Below are 16,686 nucleotides of genomic sequence, written 5' to 3' on the forward strand. Positions count from 1 at the left end.
ACGATATGAAATTAGCAACGACAAACAGTGCTTTAACATCGGTTATGGAATACCTTCCTAAAGTACAAGCAAAAGGACGAGTGAATCGTGCTCGCCAAAAATTGATGAAGAAAATTGCAGAGAAGTACCAAGACTTCCACGGCGATTTACAATCCATAAAAGCGGACACCGAAGATGAGCAGAAGCAGTTAGAAGAATTTGGCGAGCTATTGAAAGAAGAAGTGGTTATCGATATGGGCGAGCATGAAGGACTTATGCACACCTTGTATGAGTACATGCTTGACTACCCTTACGAGATTGACACGACACCAGGCGATAACAATAGCCCGTCAAATGCAGTCACGCACGACCACATTGTCGATGTACTAGAAGCAGCGATTGAATCAAAACAAATTACTGAAAAGGATGATGAATAATGAATCAGAAAACAGATTATGCAGTAGGACGTAAAGAAGTTGCGACAGAACATTTTGACTACGTACGAGTAAACGAACGTAACCTTTCGACATTTACAGCGTTTAGCTTTGACGAAGCAAGTAAATATGAGTCGCTTGAGCAAGCGCAGCAAATCGTGCAAGTACAAAATATGATGTCTGCGATTTTTGGCAATAACTACGAGTATAAAGTAGTAGAACGTAATACGAATTTTAGAGTGTTAAACGAAAACGGTGAAGAAGAACCTGAGCAAGAAGTACCAACAGATGCAGAGCCTACAGAGTAATATCCGTAGGCTTTTTATTACAACGAAAGGGGTGGTGTTATGTGAGTGAAGCACACAAAGCAGAGGTGCATAAAGTGATACGAAGGGAGAAAGTAAAGGTACTTCTGTACCCTGTCGCAATGTTCGCGCTAGTCTATGGCTTATGGATTTCTATACAGCCGTCTATTCTGCGCAATTACGACGTTTACAGGCTGATTAGCAACATCTTGGAACCGTACCAAATCGGTGGTATTTTTGTTGCTCTGGCGGTTGGTATGCTTGTGAGTTACTGGCTAAGAAGTCGCAGGTTACTATTTACCTTTACTATGATACTGATGATTATCTGGAGCGTATTTACTGTGTCATTCGTTATTTCCCCACCACCGAATACAGTGTGGCTATTATCAGCAACGTGGATGTACTTTAGCTTTGAATTAGTTAGGCGGGTGTAGCCCGATGAGTACAGAATACGTTGTCATGATTATAGTTGCATCCATCACTGCGGTAGGTGGTTGGATAGGGAATCACATCAGTAATAAGCCTAAGCGAGAAGATAGTCACATGAATAAAATCAACTTGATTATTACGCAGTATGAGGCATGGAATGAGGAACTAAAAGAGCGCAATGTGAAGTTAAAAAAAGAAGTACATGTATTACGTGAGAAGGTAGATTGTTTAGAAAAGCGTATTCGTGAACTAGAAGGAGGTGAGAAGAAGTGACTCCGAAAAACAATAAAACACAAGGTTTAGTTAGATTGGCAGTATTAGTAATACTACTCCTTAACCAATCGTTAATCAGTCTAGGTTACAATCCACTGCCATTTTCAGAAGAGCAAATATACGAAGGCTTATCGTCTGTAGCGTTAGTCGTGTCGGCAATTTACAGTTGGTGGCGTAATAATAACGTCACTAAAGAATCAGAACAAGCGCAAGTGGAATTAGAACGTAAAAAGAATCGTAAGTGAAGGGTCTACTGAACAGTAGGCTCTTTTTTATGCGAAAAATAAGGAGGAACGAATATGACAGACCGTAAAGCAGAAGAAATTGAGTTAGAAGAAGGTATTGGCGTTGAGGAAGTTCCCGAAGAAGGTTTTGAAGTCGAAGAAGTAGCGCAAGGCGAGTTTATCGGACTTCCAGAAGATGAAGCAGAAGAGGACGTTATGCCTGAAGAAACTGACGAAGTGGTCAATCACGATGAGTAACTTTATCGAAGAGGTTAAACGGAACATTCCTTCAAATACGAAAATATTACCGTCTGTAATCGTGGCTCAAGCGATTTTGGAATCGGCACGTGGCACGTCGGAATTAGCTCGTAAAGCGAATAATCTATTCGGCATTAAAGGTAATTACAACGGTCAATCCTACACCGTTCGTACAAAAGAATATCTGAACGGTAGATGGACGACAGTCAACGCTGCATTTAAGAAATATCCGAGTTATCGTGAGTCGATTATTGACCACGGTAATTTCTTCACGTCCACACCATGGCGTACACAGAATTATCAACGTGTTTTAAACGCAACTGACTATGAATCGCAAGCTAGAGCGCTACAAGCGTGTGGTTATGCAACTGATCCTCAGTATGCGAACAAGCTCGTTAATTTAATCGAAACAAATAACTTATCGTCACTTGACGGTAATAATGGAGGTAATAGCGTGGGATATACGATAGTAAATCAGATGAATCCGAGCATGTATAAATATAATGCACCATACTCGATGCAACCGTTAGAAATCTGTATTCACAATACAGCGAACACAGCGACAGCTAGAAATGAAGTGGCGTACATGAACCGTACAGCCAACTACACGTCATTTCATGTAGCTATAGACGACAAAGAAGCAGTACAAGCCATTCCATTTAACCGTAATGCTTTTGCAGCAGGAGACGGTGCAAATGGACGAGGTAACCGTAGAGCAATCCACATCGAAATTTGTTACTCATTAGACGGTGGAAATAACGGACATCAGTCGGCTCGATACCTTAAAGCAGAAGAAAACGCAGCGCTTTATACGGCGTATGTACTTCACCAGTATGGTTGGGGTATCGACAAAGTTAAGAAGCACCAAGACTACTCAGGCAAGTATTGTCCGCATGTTATCTTAGCGAACGGTAAATGGAACTGGTTTAAAAACCGTGTTCAAGCACACCTTAACGCTATTAAGAAAGGCTCGTCTAGTGCAACTAAGAAAACGACTTTTAAGCCAAAAGTCAGCAACAAACCACAAGGCGTTAGTGAGAAAGGTTGGCGTTTCGCAGGAACATTTGTTGCATCTGAAACGATTGTTGTCCGTCGTGGCTACAAGTCTACTGGTGCACCTCGTCTACACCTAAACAAACCAGTCGCAGAAGGTAGTTATCTACGTCCAGGCGACTTTATCAACTTCGACCACATATGGTTTGCAGATGGCTACTGGTGGGGACGCTTTAAGTATCCAGGTAGAAAAGACAGTAACTACTACTTCGCGCCACTAGGTGTACGCAATCCAGCAGTATCGTTTGGTAAAGCGAAACTGTGGGGTAAACTCACGAAGTTGAGTACGAAGAAAGACTCGAAAGTGCTAGATTGGCATAAGAAGAACGCAATAAAATAACAACATCATAAAACAAGTGATTTACTACAAACAATATAGTGATTTAACAAAATCCCCTCGAACAGTTACTGGAATGGCTGTAAGAGGGGTATACATAATTTACTCGATTGAGTATCTATCATTCAGTTTGTCTGTATGAGCCTTAAATACTTCTTCTAATGAAATATCATACTTATTTGCAATCACTGCAACATTGCCTAGAACATCACCGAGTTCTCCAATTAAATCCTCTCTATTTTCAGTATATGACTCAACTTCTTCATCTGGTCTATCTCTACCGATTTCCAAAGCACGTATGGCTCTAGCAACTTCACCAGTCTCTTCAGCAAGAAAGCCAATTCTTATGAAAATATCTAGATTTGACCATCCACGACTTTTATAATATTTTTCCACCCATTGTTGAAATTCAGTAGCATTCATTTGTATTCCTCCCAATAATTATTCGATTGTTATTATAACAAAAGAGAGATTATAGATAATATTTAACCTGAGTCATTGAAGGAAGAGGGGTTATTAGGTTTACTTCTGCTTTATTTTAATAGCTGAATTTGAATTATTAATAACTGATATTTCATTTTTATTATCTTTTATCCAATCGTTAACTCCTTTTACCACTTCTTCGCAAAAATGCTTGGGATTTAAAAAAATCTTATCACCAATTTGTTCTATTATTAAAGATTCATCACTAGCATCTAAAATAAGGTTATTAGCACCCAAAGTATCATTCAAATTATTTTTATGAATAGTTTGTTCACTCATATTTCCATTTCCATTATGTAGCAAAGAACACCTTAAGGCATATGCTAAAATTCCATTGAAATAAGTGTGCTCTACCTCATCTATTCCACCTACCAATCTATCTTCAGAATTCAACCAGTTTCTAAAGTCTTCAGGTTTATTAGAATTTCCTGGTTCATTAGAGTTCTTTGATAAATTAACTTTATATTGAGTGCAATATTCATCGAACCAATCAGCGTATTTCTTTCCATTAGTTTGATTTTTTTTAGCGCTCATTGAAGAACATATATCAATAAGTGTAAGTGAACCAATCATTGATAAAATCCAGTTTTCATCTTTTATTCCATCCGATACAGCACTAATGTAGGGAGCCATATTATCCTTTAGATCCATTTTTATCAGTCCTTTCCTTTTTAGATAATTCAATCATATACTATACATCAATTTATTAGTACTAAATAAAAATTGGTATTATTTTGAGTTTTGGGTACATAAAAGTATACTAAGTATACGTAGAACTTTCAGATTTCAAAAAGTTCTTCTAGACTCTTTAATTCCGTATTGATATTATTATAATAATGACGTGAAATTTGAGAGTGGTGTTTTTTGTGTATTACAATGTCAAGGGGTATCATGGCACTAAGACATCAATAGCCAATGAAGTATATAAAAATGGATTTACTTATACAAAGTATAATATTTATGAATCAAAAAAAGAAAGATTGCCCAACGATTTGGGATTTGGCACTTATTTTTTTGTTGATAATGATAATATTGTTTCTAAAGGTTATGACAACGCTAAAAGATACGCTCTGAAATACAAAAGAAAAGAAAATACTGATGCAGTATCTATCATTGTTGCTGATTTAACTTTTAATGAAAATCATTTTCTTGATTTGGACTTTGCAGATAACAATGCTTACTATCTACAAATACAAAGAGAAAATGAAAATTTAGCATACGAAATATGGTCTCAGAGCAAAAATGATGGTCATAAGAACAGAAAAATATACGATGGAATTTTTATAGAAATGATGATTGCAGATTTAGAAGAGAAAATGGGAATCACTATACAAGGTGTAAAGAAAGATACTTTTACTTCGTTTGAAAATGCGTCTCGATCAAATTTTTATAATGGTACCGAAATATCAGTTAGAGATCATAATTGTATTAATGTAAATAGGGTATCTAATTTATAAAAGGAGAGATTATTATGAGCATTAGAATTGGAGATTACCTTGAAAAGAATCATAAATTCACAAAAGGAAAAATTCTTCATGCTATGAAACTGTCAGGTATGTTAGAAGAAAATAAAAGTTACAACGTAAATAGAAATAATATTTATAATATAAGAATCAATAAAAAACATTCCCAGAATAAGCGTCGTAATAAAAAAGGGAATACTAAGGCGGCATAATTATGGCAGGATTAACTTTTGAAACATATTCTGTAGATAAAATGATATATCATAAAAATGAGAATTTCATCCCTACTGATGACGGAGAGGTCGATTTAGACCCGAGTTTTGATATAGTCATAAATAAAACTGAAAAAGAAGCAATTGTAGATATGAATTTCTCAGTTGGTTCTATGACCGATAAGACTTCCCCATTTTGCATAAAAGTATGTATTAGTGGAATATTTTTTTACAATGTTAATGAAGCAGAAGACGAACCATTTGAATCTTTTTTAAAAACTAATGCGGTAGCAATATTATTTCCATATTTAAGACAAATTGTTTCTAATCTGACAACTGTTACTAACGAATTCCCAACTTTTATTTTGCCAGTAATGAACATTGTTAAATATCTTGAAGATGAAGATAATATAATTATTAAAGAATTAGACTAAACCACCTCACAGCAGGTGGTTTTTTTATCTTTACACACCAAACATACGTTCGATATAATTATCTCTAAGGAGTGATTATATGGACAATAATCATACGAACTTAGACTACCGCTATATGCCACCGGAACTATTAAACAACAACATCCCACAAGGCAGGACTATGATCAAGTGGGCACCGTTTGCCACCATGCCAGAACAGTATGAGAACGTGGATAAGATGATAGAGGCACAAGTCCATGTGCCTGAGCCATACTTAACTGAGGACTTGCTACAAGCCTTAGAGTTGAAGTTACGTGAGTTAATCGATAGTAATGTGATACTGCGATATTGGTCTGTAGGGTATGAGCACCAAATCGAGTGCAAGATAGAGCATATAGACAACTGGAGTAGGGTGGTTAGTGTGAGTAAAGAGGGTAATCTTATATATGTAGAATTTAAGCATATTTACGAGGTAAGACGGTATGATTATATTTAGCTTATTCAGACGAACATTTAATAATTCGTTTATATGAGCTATAATAGAGATATACAAAAATAGTGTCCATGACAAAAGCCACCTGGGAAGAGGTGGCTTGTCAAAAAAGCGGTAGTATAGGGAACTGAGTTTTGAATTTAAAAGTTTTAAGCTTGGCAATATATTGTCAACTAGTGATTGTAAGCGTTGATATATAAGGTTTTGAAATTCCCTCCATCTCCGTTCTTAAAGCTTAACCAATTATGGTTAAGCTTTTTTTGATTCAATATATTTTACTAGTCATAAGCTATTTATACTGATTAATTTTTCTTATTTTTGTATAAAACTATCACTTTATTAATAGTGGACAAAATTTAACATTATAATGATTGGAACATTTTGTAATTTCTAATATTAATATTTATAAATCACTGTATAATCATTACAGGGGTGAGATTAGATGGAGAAAATCAAAAAAACTATAGAGTCAGAATCTTGGGTAATCACAGATGTGGATCAAGAGACAATCAGTTTTTATACAGATCGGTGGTCATATACTGTATTTAAACGTCCACTTTTTGGCTTTAGGATGACCATCTCATCAATAGATAGTAGCAAAATGGACGACTACATATTCAAAACAGAATCTGAACTCATTCAATTTATTAAAAAAAATAAACAGAAATGGGAGACACAAGTCTCTGGATTCAAATCTAAATAACTTCGATAATGTCGAAGTTATTTTATTTGTGAAGTTTTATCACATATTTACCCAGTGAAATGTTATTATAGTAAGGGTTTATTAAAAAAATATAACTTGGTGAATATAATGAGTATTAATAGTAAAGGTGATGGTTACTTGATTACATTAGCAGGGACAATAGGTGCTGGTAAGACAGAATGGGGCAAGGTTATTGCCAAACATTTCGGAGTAGATTTATTAGAAGAGAAGGTAGATGGCAATCCATTCTTGGCCAAGTATTATGATGATCCGGAGAGATATAGTTTCCATTTACAAGTCTTTTTCTTAAATCATCGTTTTAAGGCTATTAAGAGTGCTATGGCACATCCAAATTCTGTATTAGATCGATCAATCTATGAAGATGCAATGATTTTTGCGAGATTGCAGTTTGAAAATGGGTCCATGGATAAGGATGAATATGACACATATTTAGAGTTACATGAGAATATGATGGAGGAATTGCATGATTTATATAAACAGCAGGTTTTATATAAAAAATCACCTGATTTAATGGTACTCGTACATGGTTCTTTTGATGAGGTAATGAGACGTATTAGACGACGCGGTCGTTATTATGAGCAAATTGAAGGTAATCCTGGCTTACTGAAGTACTATGAAGACTTATATAATATGTATGAAAAGCAATTCTTAAGCGAGTATGAAGATAAAGCTATTTCTCCAGTTTATACAATTGATATTGATAAGATGGATATCTACGAACCAGAACATGTAAAAGAAGTGTTAGCAGGTATTGAAGAAACATTGAAAAATAATAGAGGATTCGTTCATCCTGAGGAACTAGAGTAAAAAAATGACAGGTGCCAATATTTTGGTACCTGTCATTTCATGTTTACGAACAGTTTATCAGAGTTAATTTGCCCTTTTAATTTACTTACATTCACATTCTCACCACTGAGCCATTTATTAAAGTCAAAGATAACTGGCTTTCTATCTGTACCTAGGGAGAAAAGGCTAGCTAAAGTTTTAGGGAAGTACATGGATGTGTGCAAGGTACCTGCTGAAGCATCATACTTATGAGACGCGATACCATTTTTCATCTGATTCATTATTTTAAAAGCTTCATAAGGTTCTGGCTTATTGTTTTGGAAGTTGATGATGTTCTCTTCACGTTCTCTTGTTTCTTCTTGTCTGTAGCGATTTTCTTCATTGAGAACATGGAAGTGATTCGTACATACATAAGATTGTCTATGGATGACTTTTCTTGGTGAAGCTTCTATTACATAAGAAATACCTGCTTGATCTTGTACTACGTAAGAAAATGAATGACGGTGAGGAATTTCCTTGAGTAAATCGATTGCATCAGCGACGGTTTCACACGTCTCTAAGACAAGTCTTGAAATCATGCTACATAAGAAACCATCCGAGCTCTTCTTAGTATGAGTAAAGTTATAACCGATAGTTAAGCCTTTTTCATTCATCCCATCAATACGGCCTGCGATTTGCATTGAAGGCCCGACTGTACTAAAACCTTGGTCGGTTGGTTGATAAAAAACGTAGCGACCTTCATAGCCTCTCGGGTGACTATCGTAATTTCTAATGAGAAAATCCTCATCTGCAAATATAGAGCAGCCGCTCACAACTAACTCCAAATAGTAGCCGCCAAATTGTTGTAAGGCAGTTTTAGTGTCTAAATCTAAGGCATCTCTTAAGCCGAATATTTCTTCAACGATTTGTGGGGCAATTTTTTTAAGGAAATGAATTGATAATGATTCATCAGTTATAAAGTGCCTGTTCATGCGTGGTTTCCACTGTTTCTGTCTGTTCTTTAAAATAGGGGAGGCCTTTAATTTTTCACCTTGATAGCGGCCAAAATCATAATGACTACCTCTAAACTGAACGACATCGCTGTAATATGAGTTCATGACCACACTCCTTGTTTAATAATAGTAGAGATATTATAAACTGTTTTAGATGTATCTAGAAATTATCTGCTTATAGACAAAGAGAAGCCGTACTCTGGGTCTGAGTACGGCTTCGTATAATGTGCGAATATAGATTAAAGTAGCTGAAAATGATTTTTATAGAATTAATAAGAGGGGGCCTATTAATATTTAATTGATAATCATTTTCAATTACTAATATACAATGTAATTGAGAATGAGTCAACGGTAATTGAGAAAGTTTTTCAATTAACTATGACTATTATGTGTCACAAGATGTACGTGTGTACCTGATGGGTCAACAGCATCAACAAATGAATCATTAATTTCAACTTGATAACCAAGGTCAGTTAATCTTGATACTGCAGAATCTAGAACGTCTTGTGATGGGTATACTAAATCAAAATAATCGAGGCCAACTGTACCTTTTTCACTAGCAGGTGCACCCACGCCGTTCCAAACATTAATTGCAATATGGTGATGATAATTTTCACTAGACATAAACAATGCCTGTCCACCAAAGCGTAGGGCAACATTTAAACCGAGGCCTTCAGTATAGAATTCTTCACCTTTTGATAAATTACCAACATGTAAGTGTACATGGCCCATTATAGTACCTTCAGGTAATCCTTTAAAGTCATTTGGGTTAGGCTGATACTTAAGTAAGTCTTCAGCATTTAAGCTTTCAGTAACCATATGCACTTGACCGTCGTTCCAAATCCATTGCTCAGGATCTCTATCAATATAAATTTCGATTCCATTTCCATCGATATCCTCTAAATACAATGCCTCACTAACGTTGTGGTCAGCAGAACCGAGTGGTATACGTTTAGATGCTAAATGCATTGTGATAAGTGCTAAATCTTCTCTCTTGGGTAAGAGTAATGCAAAGTGATATAAACCACTTGTACGGTGATTAGGACGGTCGCTTTCTGCAAGATTAATTCTTAATAGTGTGTGTTTCCCGTCTACTGTGAAATTGACTGATGTTTCAGTTTTAGATAACACTTTAAAACCAATTATATTTGTATAAAAATCAGTTGATTTTTCTAAGTCCTTTACATTTAGTGAGACAGTGTTTGTATAAATTGCGTTATTTTTATGAAATTCCATAACATTTCCTCCATTTACTAACTTTATGTAACTAAGTATACAATTATAATTACGTAATAGCAAGTAATATATTTTACTTTTATTAGGTGGTGATTTGTGCTATTATATATTGAAAGAGGAGTGATATGCATGGCTCAACACGAAATGTGTCCCCGTTTTGAAAAAGCGGTCAATATATTAAGCCAACGATGGACTGCACTATTAATCTATCAGATGATGGATGGAAACTCTCGTTTTGGTGAAATTCAGTCTGCAACTGGCGTGAGTGGTAAGGTTCTATCAGATCGTTTGAAGAGTATGGAACAAGAAGGACTAATTACACGTGAAGTAATTCCAGAGACACCTGTTGTTATTAAATATTCATTAACAGAAAAAGGGAAGTCTTTAGAACCGGTACTTAAAGATATTGAAGACTGGTCTCAAAATTGGATTGAACATCCAAATAAACAAGAAGCATAAGTGAAAAACACCACATATCCTATTTAATGACAAAGAGCCATAGGATATGTGGTGTTTTATTTATTATTCGGACCAAACGCCAACTTGGTCTTGTTTGGCTTCCTCCTCAGCGTCACGTAACAGGTCTTCATATTTATCATTAGGAGGATGAACGTAATCGACAGTGGCTAAGCCTTCACGTACAAGTGTTTCATTAACCATTTCCCCATCTACGTAGACATATGCAAGGTAGCGATCGTAATGATCTGTTTTTTCTTCATCGAACTCAACTGTAATTTCTTGAGCGTTATCTAAGAGTTCTTGTGTCCGTTCAAATGCTTCTTCTGCATAAGGGTCGTCTTCATCACCATCTCTCCCGATTTCAGGTGTATTGATAATTAGATACCTAAAATTGTGGGTGTCACCTTGATAGTTAAATCGTGTCGTATCACCATCAATATGTTGGTCTACAGTAACAACATTATCTGAAGAAGTTTCGGCAGATGAATTTTCATCGTCATTACCTGCAAAATTATCGTTATAGACCGTAACACCAATGAAAAGTAGTAGGATGACTATCATTCCAGGTATACCGAGTTTTTTAAGATGTCTAGGTCTAATTAATTTGTTATTTGGTTTGTTTTCGTTAGCCATATGAACTTCCTTTCTACATACATATAGTTTAATCTTATATTGCTTTAATACTGAAAACAATTGTTTATTTCCTTAAAAACTTTAGTTATAAACTTAAGGTAGTAAAGAAAGTGTAAATTTGATATAAGAAAAGTGTTAAAAACACTTGAATTGTAATGTAGAAACCAGTAATATAAATAACAGACATTAAATATATATTAAATAATATTATCGCGGGATGGAGCAGTGGTAGCTCGTCGGGCTCATAACCCGGAGGTCGTAGGTTCGAATCCTTCTCCCGCAATTTTCTTATGCTTTACATAAGCGGGTCCCGTGGTGTAGCGGTTAACATGCCTGCCTGTCACGCAGGAGATCGCGGGTTCGATTCCCGTCGGGACCGCCATTATTATTTATCATTTAGTATGGTTTAGTAGCTCAGTTGGTAGAGCATGTGATTGAAGCTCACAGTGTCGGCGGTTCGATTCCGTCCTGAACCATTTTTAATGCGGGTATAGTTAAATGGTATAACCTCAGCCTTCCAAGCTGATGTTGTCGGTTCGATCCCGTCTACCCGCTCTTTTATTCCACAGTAGCTCAGTGGTAGAGCTATCGGCTGTTAACCGATCGGTCGTAGGTTCGAGTCCTACCTGTGGAGCCATTTTTTGTTATGGCCCGTTGGTCAAGCGGTTAAGACACCGCCCTTTCACGGCGGTAACACGGGTTCGAGTCCCGTACGGGTCATATTCAGAAGTGTAATCGCACTTCTGTTTTTTATTTTGGACAGCTGGCCGAGTGGCTGAAGGCGCACGCCTGGAACGCGTGTAAACGGCAACCCCGTTTCGAGGGTTCAAATCCCTCGCTGTCCGTTAGAATGATAGAAAGAGTGGACACGTGTCTAAACGCGTGTCCATTTTTTATGCTCTCATTTAGTAAAATTAAAGGTTCACATATATGTCATAATAATCTAAAAATTTTTATGAATATCATGGATATTATTTGAGAAATTTTGTATTTAAGAGATAATAATAGTAGAACAACATTTGAAAGGATGATTGCAAGTGAGAGCGGCAGTATTTTACGAAGCAAAAGACATTCGCGTAGAAGATGTTGAAATACCAGAAGTTAAAGAGAATGATGTTAAGGTTAGAGTGGCATGGACGGGTATTTGTGGAAGTGATTTACATGAATACAACGCAGGTCCAATTTTCATTCCAAAAGATGAAGCGTCGCCATTAACTGGAAGACAAGCACCATTGACTATGGGACATGAGTTCTCTGGCGTGATAGAAGAAGTTGGTAGTGGGGTAGAAGACCTTAAAGTAGGAGATAAGGTTACTATCAATCCTCTAATTACAGGTAAGGTTCATGAAAATCCTTTAGTTGACATGTACAAAGGATTTACCTTTGTTGGTCTCGGTAGTGATGGTGGATTTGCTGACTTTACAGTCGTTGATCAGCGAAATATAGTCAAATTACAAGATGACACATCATTACAAATTGGAGCGCTTGTAGAACCTACAGCTGTTGCATTACAAGCTATTAGAGAATCTGAAATGAATTTCAGTGATTCTGTTGCTGTGTTTGGGGCTGGACCGATTGGGTTGTTAACTGTTATTGCAGCTCGTGCAGCTGGTGCTAAGGATATTATCGTTTTTGATTTAAGTGATAATCGCCTAGAAAAAGCTAAAGAAGTTGGAGCAACTTATGTCGTTAACTCAGGCAATGAGGACCCTGTAGAATTTGTGAAACAATACTATCCAGATGGTGTAGACAGAGCTTTTGAAGTCGCAGGTGTTCCGGTAACTGTGAATCAAGCCATTGCTGTGACACGAGCTCGAGGTATGGTAACTATCGTCTCTATTTTTGAAAAAGAAATGGATTTCAATCCAATGTTACTCACGGCAAGTGGTGTAAGAATTTCATCTACACTTGCATATGAGCCAGATATTTTTGAAGCAACTGTTAAAATGATCGAAAGTGGTCAAATCGACCCAAGCCAAGTCATTACAGATCAGATTGAACTGGAAGATGTTGTGACAAAAGGCTTTGAAGAATTGTTAAATAATAAGAATCAATCTAAGATCTTAGTTAAATTAAGTGGAGAATAATATATTCAGTTTTAGTGGCTCTCTGTGCTCATGACAGAGGGCCATTATTCATTTTAACATCAGTTTGCCCATCAACCTTTTAGGGAAATAATTTGTATGAGATTGTTGAAAGTGAGTGATGGTCTTGAATCAAAAATGGCATAATAATTTACCAATTTCCGATATTGTTTCTATTAGCCCTGTTGCTGGTGGGGACGTTAATGATGCATATAAAGTAGAAACTAAATCTAAAGAATATTTTCTCTTGGTACAGCCGAACCGTACAGAGGAATTTTATTTATCTGAAGCAGCGGGTCTTAAAAAGTTTGCTGAGATTGGTGTCAATGCACCAAAAGTAATCAGTAGTGGGGAAATCGATGGTGATGCATATTTACTGCTTTCATTTATTGTTGAGGGCAGTGGTAGTCAAGCAGATTTAGGTCATATGGTGGCTAAATTACATTTAGAACATAATGAAAATGGTCAATTTGGTTATGATTTTCCACATGAAGGTGGGGATATGACCTTTGATAATACATGGACGGATTCTTGGATTGAACTATTTGTGGAACGACGACTCGATGTAATTCGAGATATAGTCGTAAAAAGAGGTTACTGGAATAAGGATGATCTAGACCTATACGATAAAACACGCCAGGTCATCGTAGAAGCATTAGAAAATCATAATAGCAAACCGTCATTTTTACATGGTGATTTGTGGGCAGGAAATTACATGTTTGAACGTGATGGTACACCTGTCTTATTTGATCCGTCTCCATTCTTTGGAGACCGTGAATTTGATTTAGGTGCGACGACTGTTTTTGGAGGGTTTAGTGGTGACTTCTATGATGCTTATGATGAGGTTTACCCATTAGAAAAAGATGCATGGAACCGTATAAGATTCTATAAATTCTATTTGATTTTTGTCCATCTTGCGAAATTTGGTGGGTTATATAAGGAAAGCTGTAAAGAATTGATGTTGGATATTATGTCAGAAGCATAAATTATATGTAGTGGGGGTATATAATATAAAATTGCACTAATTGTGAGGGCGATGAAATATGGAAGAAGCTAGAAAAGTAATGAATAAGAGATTGAAAGTTTTGCAAAAGGCGTATACCAATTACAGAAATAATCCTTTTAATCCAGACTATGCACACGAAATACGTACAAATAGTAGGAAATTGAGAAGTATGTTTAATTTTATGAAGGAATCTATGGATGAAGCGGACTATGATCATGTTAATAATTCATTAAGAGATTTTGCTTTTATCTATGGACCAGTTAGGGAAATCGATGTATTAAATGAATGGTGTACGGTTGTTGCGACTAAAGAACCAGAGTTAAGTAATGAATACAAAGAATTATTTAATCATTTTACTAAAGAACGTCGTCGTGAAATGAATCGAACATTTAATAAGACGAATACTTTAACTTCAACAACAGCACTAGACGATGCATCTAAAGCCATTGATCAATTATCTTTTAAAAAGCCGAAAAAACTAGATAAGGACATTAAGAAGCAATTGCAAAAGAAAGAGGAAAAATTACTGAAAAACTTTGAGCATTTAGATTTAGAAGACTATGAAGGCGTACATGAATTAAGAAAAGAAGCAAAAAAATTACGCTATCCTGCTGAGGATTTAGGTAAATTATCTTCTGTGAAGCACAAGAAGATTGCATCAAAGGCAGAAGATATTCAGGATGATTTAGGTCAACTGACAGATGCAGAGGTAAATATTAGATTGCTTAATAACTATGCTGAGAAAACTGATAATGAATCGCTTAAACAATTATTTTTAGACCTTGCTGACATACAAAAGCAAGAGTTGCCTAGCAAGTAAAAAATGCATGCCATGAGGCGTGCATTTTTGGATTATATAAGTTTAATCAATTTTTCACACTTATTTTGTATACTCAAGCACTGCGTCTCTTAAAAATTCAGCACCTTGGTCTACATGTTGATTATAATAGTGCTTGAATCTTTCGTCTTGAACGTACATTTCCACCAAGCCTCTATGCGCTTCTTTTGAGTAAGAAGGCCAACTGAAGCTCAGCCACTCTTTATGTTTACTTGCGAGTAGTTTGGCAGCTTCAGAAGCTGGATCATTAGTTTGTATTGCTGTTTTTAACAACTCGATAATTTCTTGTTCTAGATTTCTGAACGCTTCGTAATCATCTTCACTCATGCCCATTAATTTTGCATTGCTTTCGTCTATGGTTGTATCACCATATTTTGCTCTAATTTCACTGCCGAATTCTGCTTCGTTTTTATTGATTAAATCTTTTTTAAACCCTTCAAATTTTTCTTGATCTGACATATCGATCTCTCCTTTATGATTCAAAATCGTCTTTTCTACGGTTTTGATTATTTCGTCGAGGCGGGTACGTTCGTCAGTCAATGCTTTATAGTGCGCATTTAAAGTGGTAAGCACGTCAAAATCACTATCTTTGATTATCTGTCTGATTTCTTTTAAGCCAACATCCAATTCTCTATAAAAAAGAATCTGCTGCAGCAAATCGACTTCTTTCTTACTGTAAATTCGATAACCGGACGTTGAGATTTTAGCTGGCTTGAGTAAGTCAATCTGGTCGTAATATCTCAATGTACGACTAGAAACGCCTGATAATTTTGCGAGCTGACTGACTGTATATTCCATATCATCCCTCCTGACATTTCTCATAATAAGAGTTGACGTAACGTCAAGGTCAAGTGTTTATTTAGAATTTTTGTTGTTGGTAGATATAAAAAGGGCAATGGCAAGAATTAAGAAGGCAAAAAAGGCAATACCAATTGCTATCAGTACCTGAATCATATTTATCTCTCCTTCGTTATCATCTTCAATGTATCATATTTATTTAGATAACATAAATTTAATGGTAAAATAATGTAAAGGAACTATAGAAAGAAGTTGAGAATAAATGGATCCCTTATCAGTATGGTTAGATGTAATTGTTATCGTCGGCTTGTTTATTGCCTTAATTGTGGCCTTAGGTGCATATACAGCAAGAAAACGTTCTGAAGTGATGACGACACAACCGAAATTAATGATTGATGAGGTGGGTTGGCGAACGGATGACCGCGGTAGATATATGATGTTTCGCATAGAAAACAAGAGTGATAACCCATTTCAAATTAGTAAGGTCTATGTAAAAGGTTATGATTTTACGACTAAATATCATTACATCAAAGAAGAAGATGAGAATGATGTTGTCATCATAAAATTTTATTTGCAACCAGACCAAACACTCAATGCACGTATAAGAATAAACTATCGAGACTTTAATAATAAACCCCACACAGTAATGTCAGTTCGTCTAGATATGGAAGGTGGAGAACTCACATATGAAGCTGAAGGTACTAAATTCATTCTAACCAAAACAAAATAATGATATAAAAAAGGTCAATGTGATTATCACATTGACCTTTTGGC

The 16,686-nt window shown here is 36.0% G+C and carries 24 protein-coding genes and 7 tRNA genes; 25 read left to right on the forward strand and 6 right to left on the reverse strand.

Annotated features, from left to right (window positions below):
- Nucleotides 1-5: 5 nt before the first annotated feature.
- From V6E76_RS03285 to V6E76_RS03315, 7 genes are read left to right on the forward strand one after another with little or no spacing between them, the layout of a single operon-like run.
- Entirely contained in the window at nucleotides 6-416 is a 411-nt protein-coding gene (locus tag V6E76_RS03285; RefSeq protein ID WP_247349088.1) for a hypothetical protein, read from the forward strand.
- Nucleotides 416-721, forward strand: a complete 306-nt coding sequence (locus V6E76_RS03290) for a hypothetical protein (protein WP_247349090.1) — start codon at nucleotides 416-418, stop codon at nucleotides 719-721. The genes V6E76_RS03285 and V6E76_RS03290 overlap by 1 nt, the downstream gene beginning before the upstream one ends.
- Nucleotides 722-762: 41 nt before the next feature.
- Nucleotides 763-1,152 carry a hypothetical protein gene (locus tag V6E76_RS03295; RefSeq protein WP_026866632.1) on the forward strand — a complete coding sequence of 130 codons (390 nt, stop codon included), beginning with the start codon at nucleotides 763-765 and terminating at the stop codon, nucleotides 1,150-1,152.
- 4 nt (nucleotides 1,153-1,156) lie between these two features.
- Nucleotides 1,157-1,420 carry a hypothetical protein gene (locus V6E76_RS03300; RefSeq protein WP_247349092.1) on the forward strand — a complete coding sequence of 88 codons (264 nt, stop codon included), beginning with the start codon at nucleotides 1,157-1,159 and terminating at the stop codon, nucleotides 1,418-1,420.
- Nucleotides 1,417-1,665, forward strand: coding sequence for a phage holin (locus tag V6E76_RS03305; protein ID WP_247349103.1), 249 nt, complete (start codon nucleotides 1,417-1,419; stop codon nucleotides 1,663-1,665). The genes V6E76_RS03300 and V6E76_RS03305 overlap by 4 nt, the downstream gene beginning before the upstream one ends.
- A 54-nt stretch (nucleotides 1,666-1,719) precedes the next feature.
- Nucleotides 1,720-1,902: a hypothetical protein gene (locus V6E76_RS03310; protein ID WP_247349113.1), complete on the forward strand. Its 183-nt coding sequence runs from the start codon at nucleotides 1,720-1,722 to the stop codon at nucleotides 1,900-1,902.
- A complete protein-coding gene (locus V6E76_RS03315; RefSeq protein WP_247349123.1) occupies nucleotides 1,895-3,295 on the forward strand; it encodes a glucosaminidase domain-containing protein in 1,401 nt (466 codons plus the stop codon). The genes V6E76_RS03310 and V6E76_RS03315 overlap by 8 nt, the downstream gene beginning before the upstream one ends.
- Before the next feature lie 99 nt (nucleotides 3,296-3,394).
- On the opposite strand, the gene V6E76_RS03320 is transcribed toward V6E76_RS03315, so the two are convergent.
- Both V6E76_RS03320 and V6E76_RS03325 read right to left on the reverse strand, forming a co-directional pair.
- Nucleotides 3,395-3,715: a MazG nucleotide pyrophosphohydrolase domain-containing protein gene (locus tag V6E76_RS03320; RefSeq protein ID WP_247349125.1), complete on the reverse strand. Its 321-nt coding sequence runs from the start codon at nucleotides 3,713-3,715 to the stop codon at nucleotides 3,395-3,397.
- A 99-nt stretch (nucleotides 3,716-3,814) separates the two neighbouring features.
- Nucleotides 3,815-4,426 (reverse strand): hypothetical protein, encoded by a 612-nt coding sequence (locus tag V6E76_RS03325; RefSeq protein ID WP_499797702.1) that lies wholly within the window; start codon nucleotides 4,424-4,426, stop codon nucleotides 3,815-3,817.
- Between the two features lie 215 nt (nucleotides 4,427-4,641).
- Here V6E76_RS03325 and V6E76_RS03330 point away from each other — a divergent pair, with 215 nt between their 5' ends.
- From V6E76_RS03330 to V6E76_RS03355, 6 genes are all read left to right on the forward strand, one after another.
- Entirely contained in the window at nucleotides 4,642-5,232 is a 591-nt protein-coding gene (locus tag V6E76_RS03330) for a hypothetical protein (protein WP_247349130.1), read from the forward strand.
- A 14-nt stretch (nucleotides 5,233-5,246) separates the two neighbouring features.
- A complete protein-coding gene (locus V6E76_RS03335) occupies nucleotides 5,247-5,450 on the forward strand; it encodes a hypothetical protein (RefSeq protein ID WP_247349141.1) in 204 nt (67 codons plus the stop codon).
- A gap of 2 nt (nucleotides 5,451-5,452) precedes the next feature.
- Complete coding sequence (locus tag V6E76_RS03340) at nucleotides 5,453-5,884, forward strand: protein-export chaperone SecB (RefSeq protein ID WP_247349152.1); 432 nt, start codon at nucleotides 5,453-5,455, stop codon at nucleotides 5,882-5,884.
- Nucleotides 5,885-5,963: 79 nt separating this feature from the next.
- Nucleotides 5,964-6,359, forward strand: coding sequence for a YolD-like family protein (locus V6E76_RS03345; protein WP_247349154.1), 396 nt, complete (start codon nucleotides 5,964-5,966; stop codon nucleotides 6,357-6,359).
- A gap of 439 nt (nucleotides 6,360-6,798) precedes the next feature.
- The gene (locus tag V6E76_RS03350) at nucleotides 6,799-7,059 is read left to right on the forward strand and encodes a hypothetical protein (RefSeq protein ID WP_026866640.1); all 261 of its coding nucleotides are present in this window, start codon (nucleotides 6,799-6,801) and stop codon (nucleotides 7,057-7,059) included.
- Nucleotides 7,060-7,167: 108 nt separating this feature from the next.
- On the forward strand, nucleotides 7,168-7,887 hold the full coding sequence (locus V6E76_RS03355) for a deoxynucleoside kinase (protein ID WP_247349165.1): 720 nt from the start codon (nucleotides 7,168-7,170) through the stop codon (nucleotides 7,885-7,887).
- A gap of 32 nt (nucleotides 7,888-7,919) precedes the next feature.
- Here the strand turns inward: V6E76_RS03355 and V6E76_RS03360 are convergent, their stop codons facing one another.
- Both V6E76_RS03360 and V6E76_RS03365 read right to left on the reverse strand, forming a co-directional pair.
- Nucleotides 7,920-8,963 (reverse strand): C45 family peptidase, encoded by a 1,044-nt coding sequence (locus V6E76_RS03360; RefSeq protein ID WP_247349175.1) that lies wholly within the window; start codon nucleotides 8,961-8,963, stop codon nucleotides 7,920-7,922.
- A gap of 267 nt (nucleotides 8,964-9,230) precedes the next feature.
- Nucleotides 9,231-10,094: a VOC family protein gene (locus V6E76_RS03365; protein ID WP_247349177.1), complete on the reverse strand. Its 864-nt coding sequence runs from the start codon at nucleotides 10,092-10,094 to the stop codon at nucleotides 9,231-9,233.
- A 129-nt stretch (nucleotides 10,095-10,223) separates the two neighbouring features.
- On the opposite strand from V6E76_RS03365, the gene V6E76_RS03370 reads away from it, so the two are divergent.
- Nucleotides 10,224-10,553: a winged helix-turn-helix transcriptional regulator gene (locus V6E76_RS03370; protein WP_247349179.1), complete on the forward strand. Its 330-nt coding sequence runs from the start codon at nucleotides 10,224-10,226 to the stop codon at nucleotides 10,551-10,553.
- A 63-nt stretch (nucleotides 10,554-10,616) separates the two neighbouring features.
- Here the strand turns inward: V6E76_RS03370 and V6E76_RS03375 are convergent, their stop codons facing one another.
- Entirely contained in the window at nucleotides 10,617-11,186 is a 570-nt protein-coding gene (locus V6E76_RS03375; protein ID WP_247349181.1) for a thermonuclease family protein, read from the reverse strand.
- A gap of 211 nt (nucleotides 11,187-11,397) precedes the next feature.
- Here V6E76_RS03375 and V6E76_RS03380 point away from each other — a divergent pair.
- The 10 genes from V6E76_RS03380 to V6E76_RS03425 all read left to right on the forward strand — a co-directional run bounded on the left by V6E76_RS03380 (nucleotide 11,398) and on the right by V6E76_RS03425 (nucleotide 15,096).
- Nucleotides 11,398-11,469 (forward strand) — tRNA-Met (locus V6E76_RS03380).
- 23 nt (nucleotides 11,470-11,492) lie between these two features.
- A tRNA-Asp gene (locus V6E76_RS03385) sits at nucleotides 11,493-11,568 on the forward strand.
- 21 nt (nucleotides 11,569-11,589) lie between these two features.
- Nucleotides 11,590-11,662 (forward strand) — tRNA-Phe (locus tag V6E76_RS03390).
- Between the two features lie 8 nt (nucleotides 11,663-11,670).
- Nucleotides 11,671-11,741 (forward strand) — tRNA-Gly (locus tag V6E76_RS03395).
- 7 nt (nucleotides 11,742-11,748) lie between these two features.
- A tRNA-Asn gene (locus V6E76_RS03400) sits at nucleotides 11,749-11,823 on the forward strand.
- A gap of 11 nt (nucleotides 11,824-11,834) precedes the next feature.
- Nucleotides 11,835-11,906: transfer RNA gene (locus V6E76_RS03405), tRNA-Glu, on the forward strand.
- A gap of 37 nt (nucleotides 11,907-11,943) precedes the next feature.
- Nucleotides 11,944-12,031 (forward strand) — tRNA-Ser (locus tag V6E76_RS03410).
- A gap of 192 nt (nucleotides 12,032-12,223) precedes the next feature.
- Complete coding sequence (locus V6E76_RS03415; RefSeq protein WP_247349183.1) at nucleotides 12,224-13,273, forward strand: 2,3-butanediol dehydrogenase; 1,050 nt, start codon at nucleotides 12,224-12,226, stop codon at nucleotides 13,271-13,273.
- Between the two features lie 124 nt (nucleotides 13,274-13,397).
- A complete protein-coding gene (locus V6E76_RS03420) occupies nucleotides 13,398-14,255 on the forward strand; it encodes a fructosamine kinase family protein (protein ID WP_247349193.1) in 858 nt (285 codons plus the stop codon).
- A gap of 58 nt (nucleotides 14,256-14,313) precedes the next feature.
- The gene (locus V6E76_RS03425) at nucleotides 14,314-15,096 is read left to right on the forward strand and encodes a CHAD domain-containing protein (protein ID WP_247349195.1); all 783 of its coding nucleotides are present in this window, start codon (nucleotides 14,314-14,316) and stop codon (nucleotides 15,094-15,096) included.
- 60 nt (nucleotides 15,097-15,156) lie between these two features.
- Here the strand turns inward: V6E76_RS03425 and V6E76_RS03430 are convergent, their stop codons facing one another.
- A complete protein-coding gene (locus tag V6E76_RS03430; protein WP_247349197.1) occupies nucleotides 15,157-15,912 on the reverse strand; it encodes a MerR family transcriptional regulator in 756 nt (251 codons plus the stop codon).
- Nucleotides 15,913-16,174: 262 nt separating this feature from the next.
- Here V6E76_RS03430 and V6E76_RS03435 point away from each other — a divergent pair, with 262 nt between their 5' ends.
- Nucleotides 16,175-16,642, forward strand: coding sequence for a hypothetical protein (locus tag V6E76_RS03435; protein WP_247349199.1), 468 nt, complete (start codon nucleotides 16,175-16,177; stop codon nucleotides 16,640-16,642).
- Nucleotides 16,643-16,686 lie beyond the last annotated feature (44 nt).

This window comes from Jeotgalicoccus huakuii, from assembly GCF_036665975.1.
GTDB lineage: Bacteria > Bacillota > Bacilli > Staphylococcales > Salinicoccaceae > Jeotgalicoccus > Jeotgalicoccus marinus.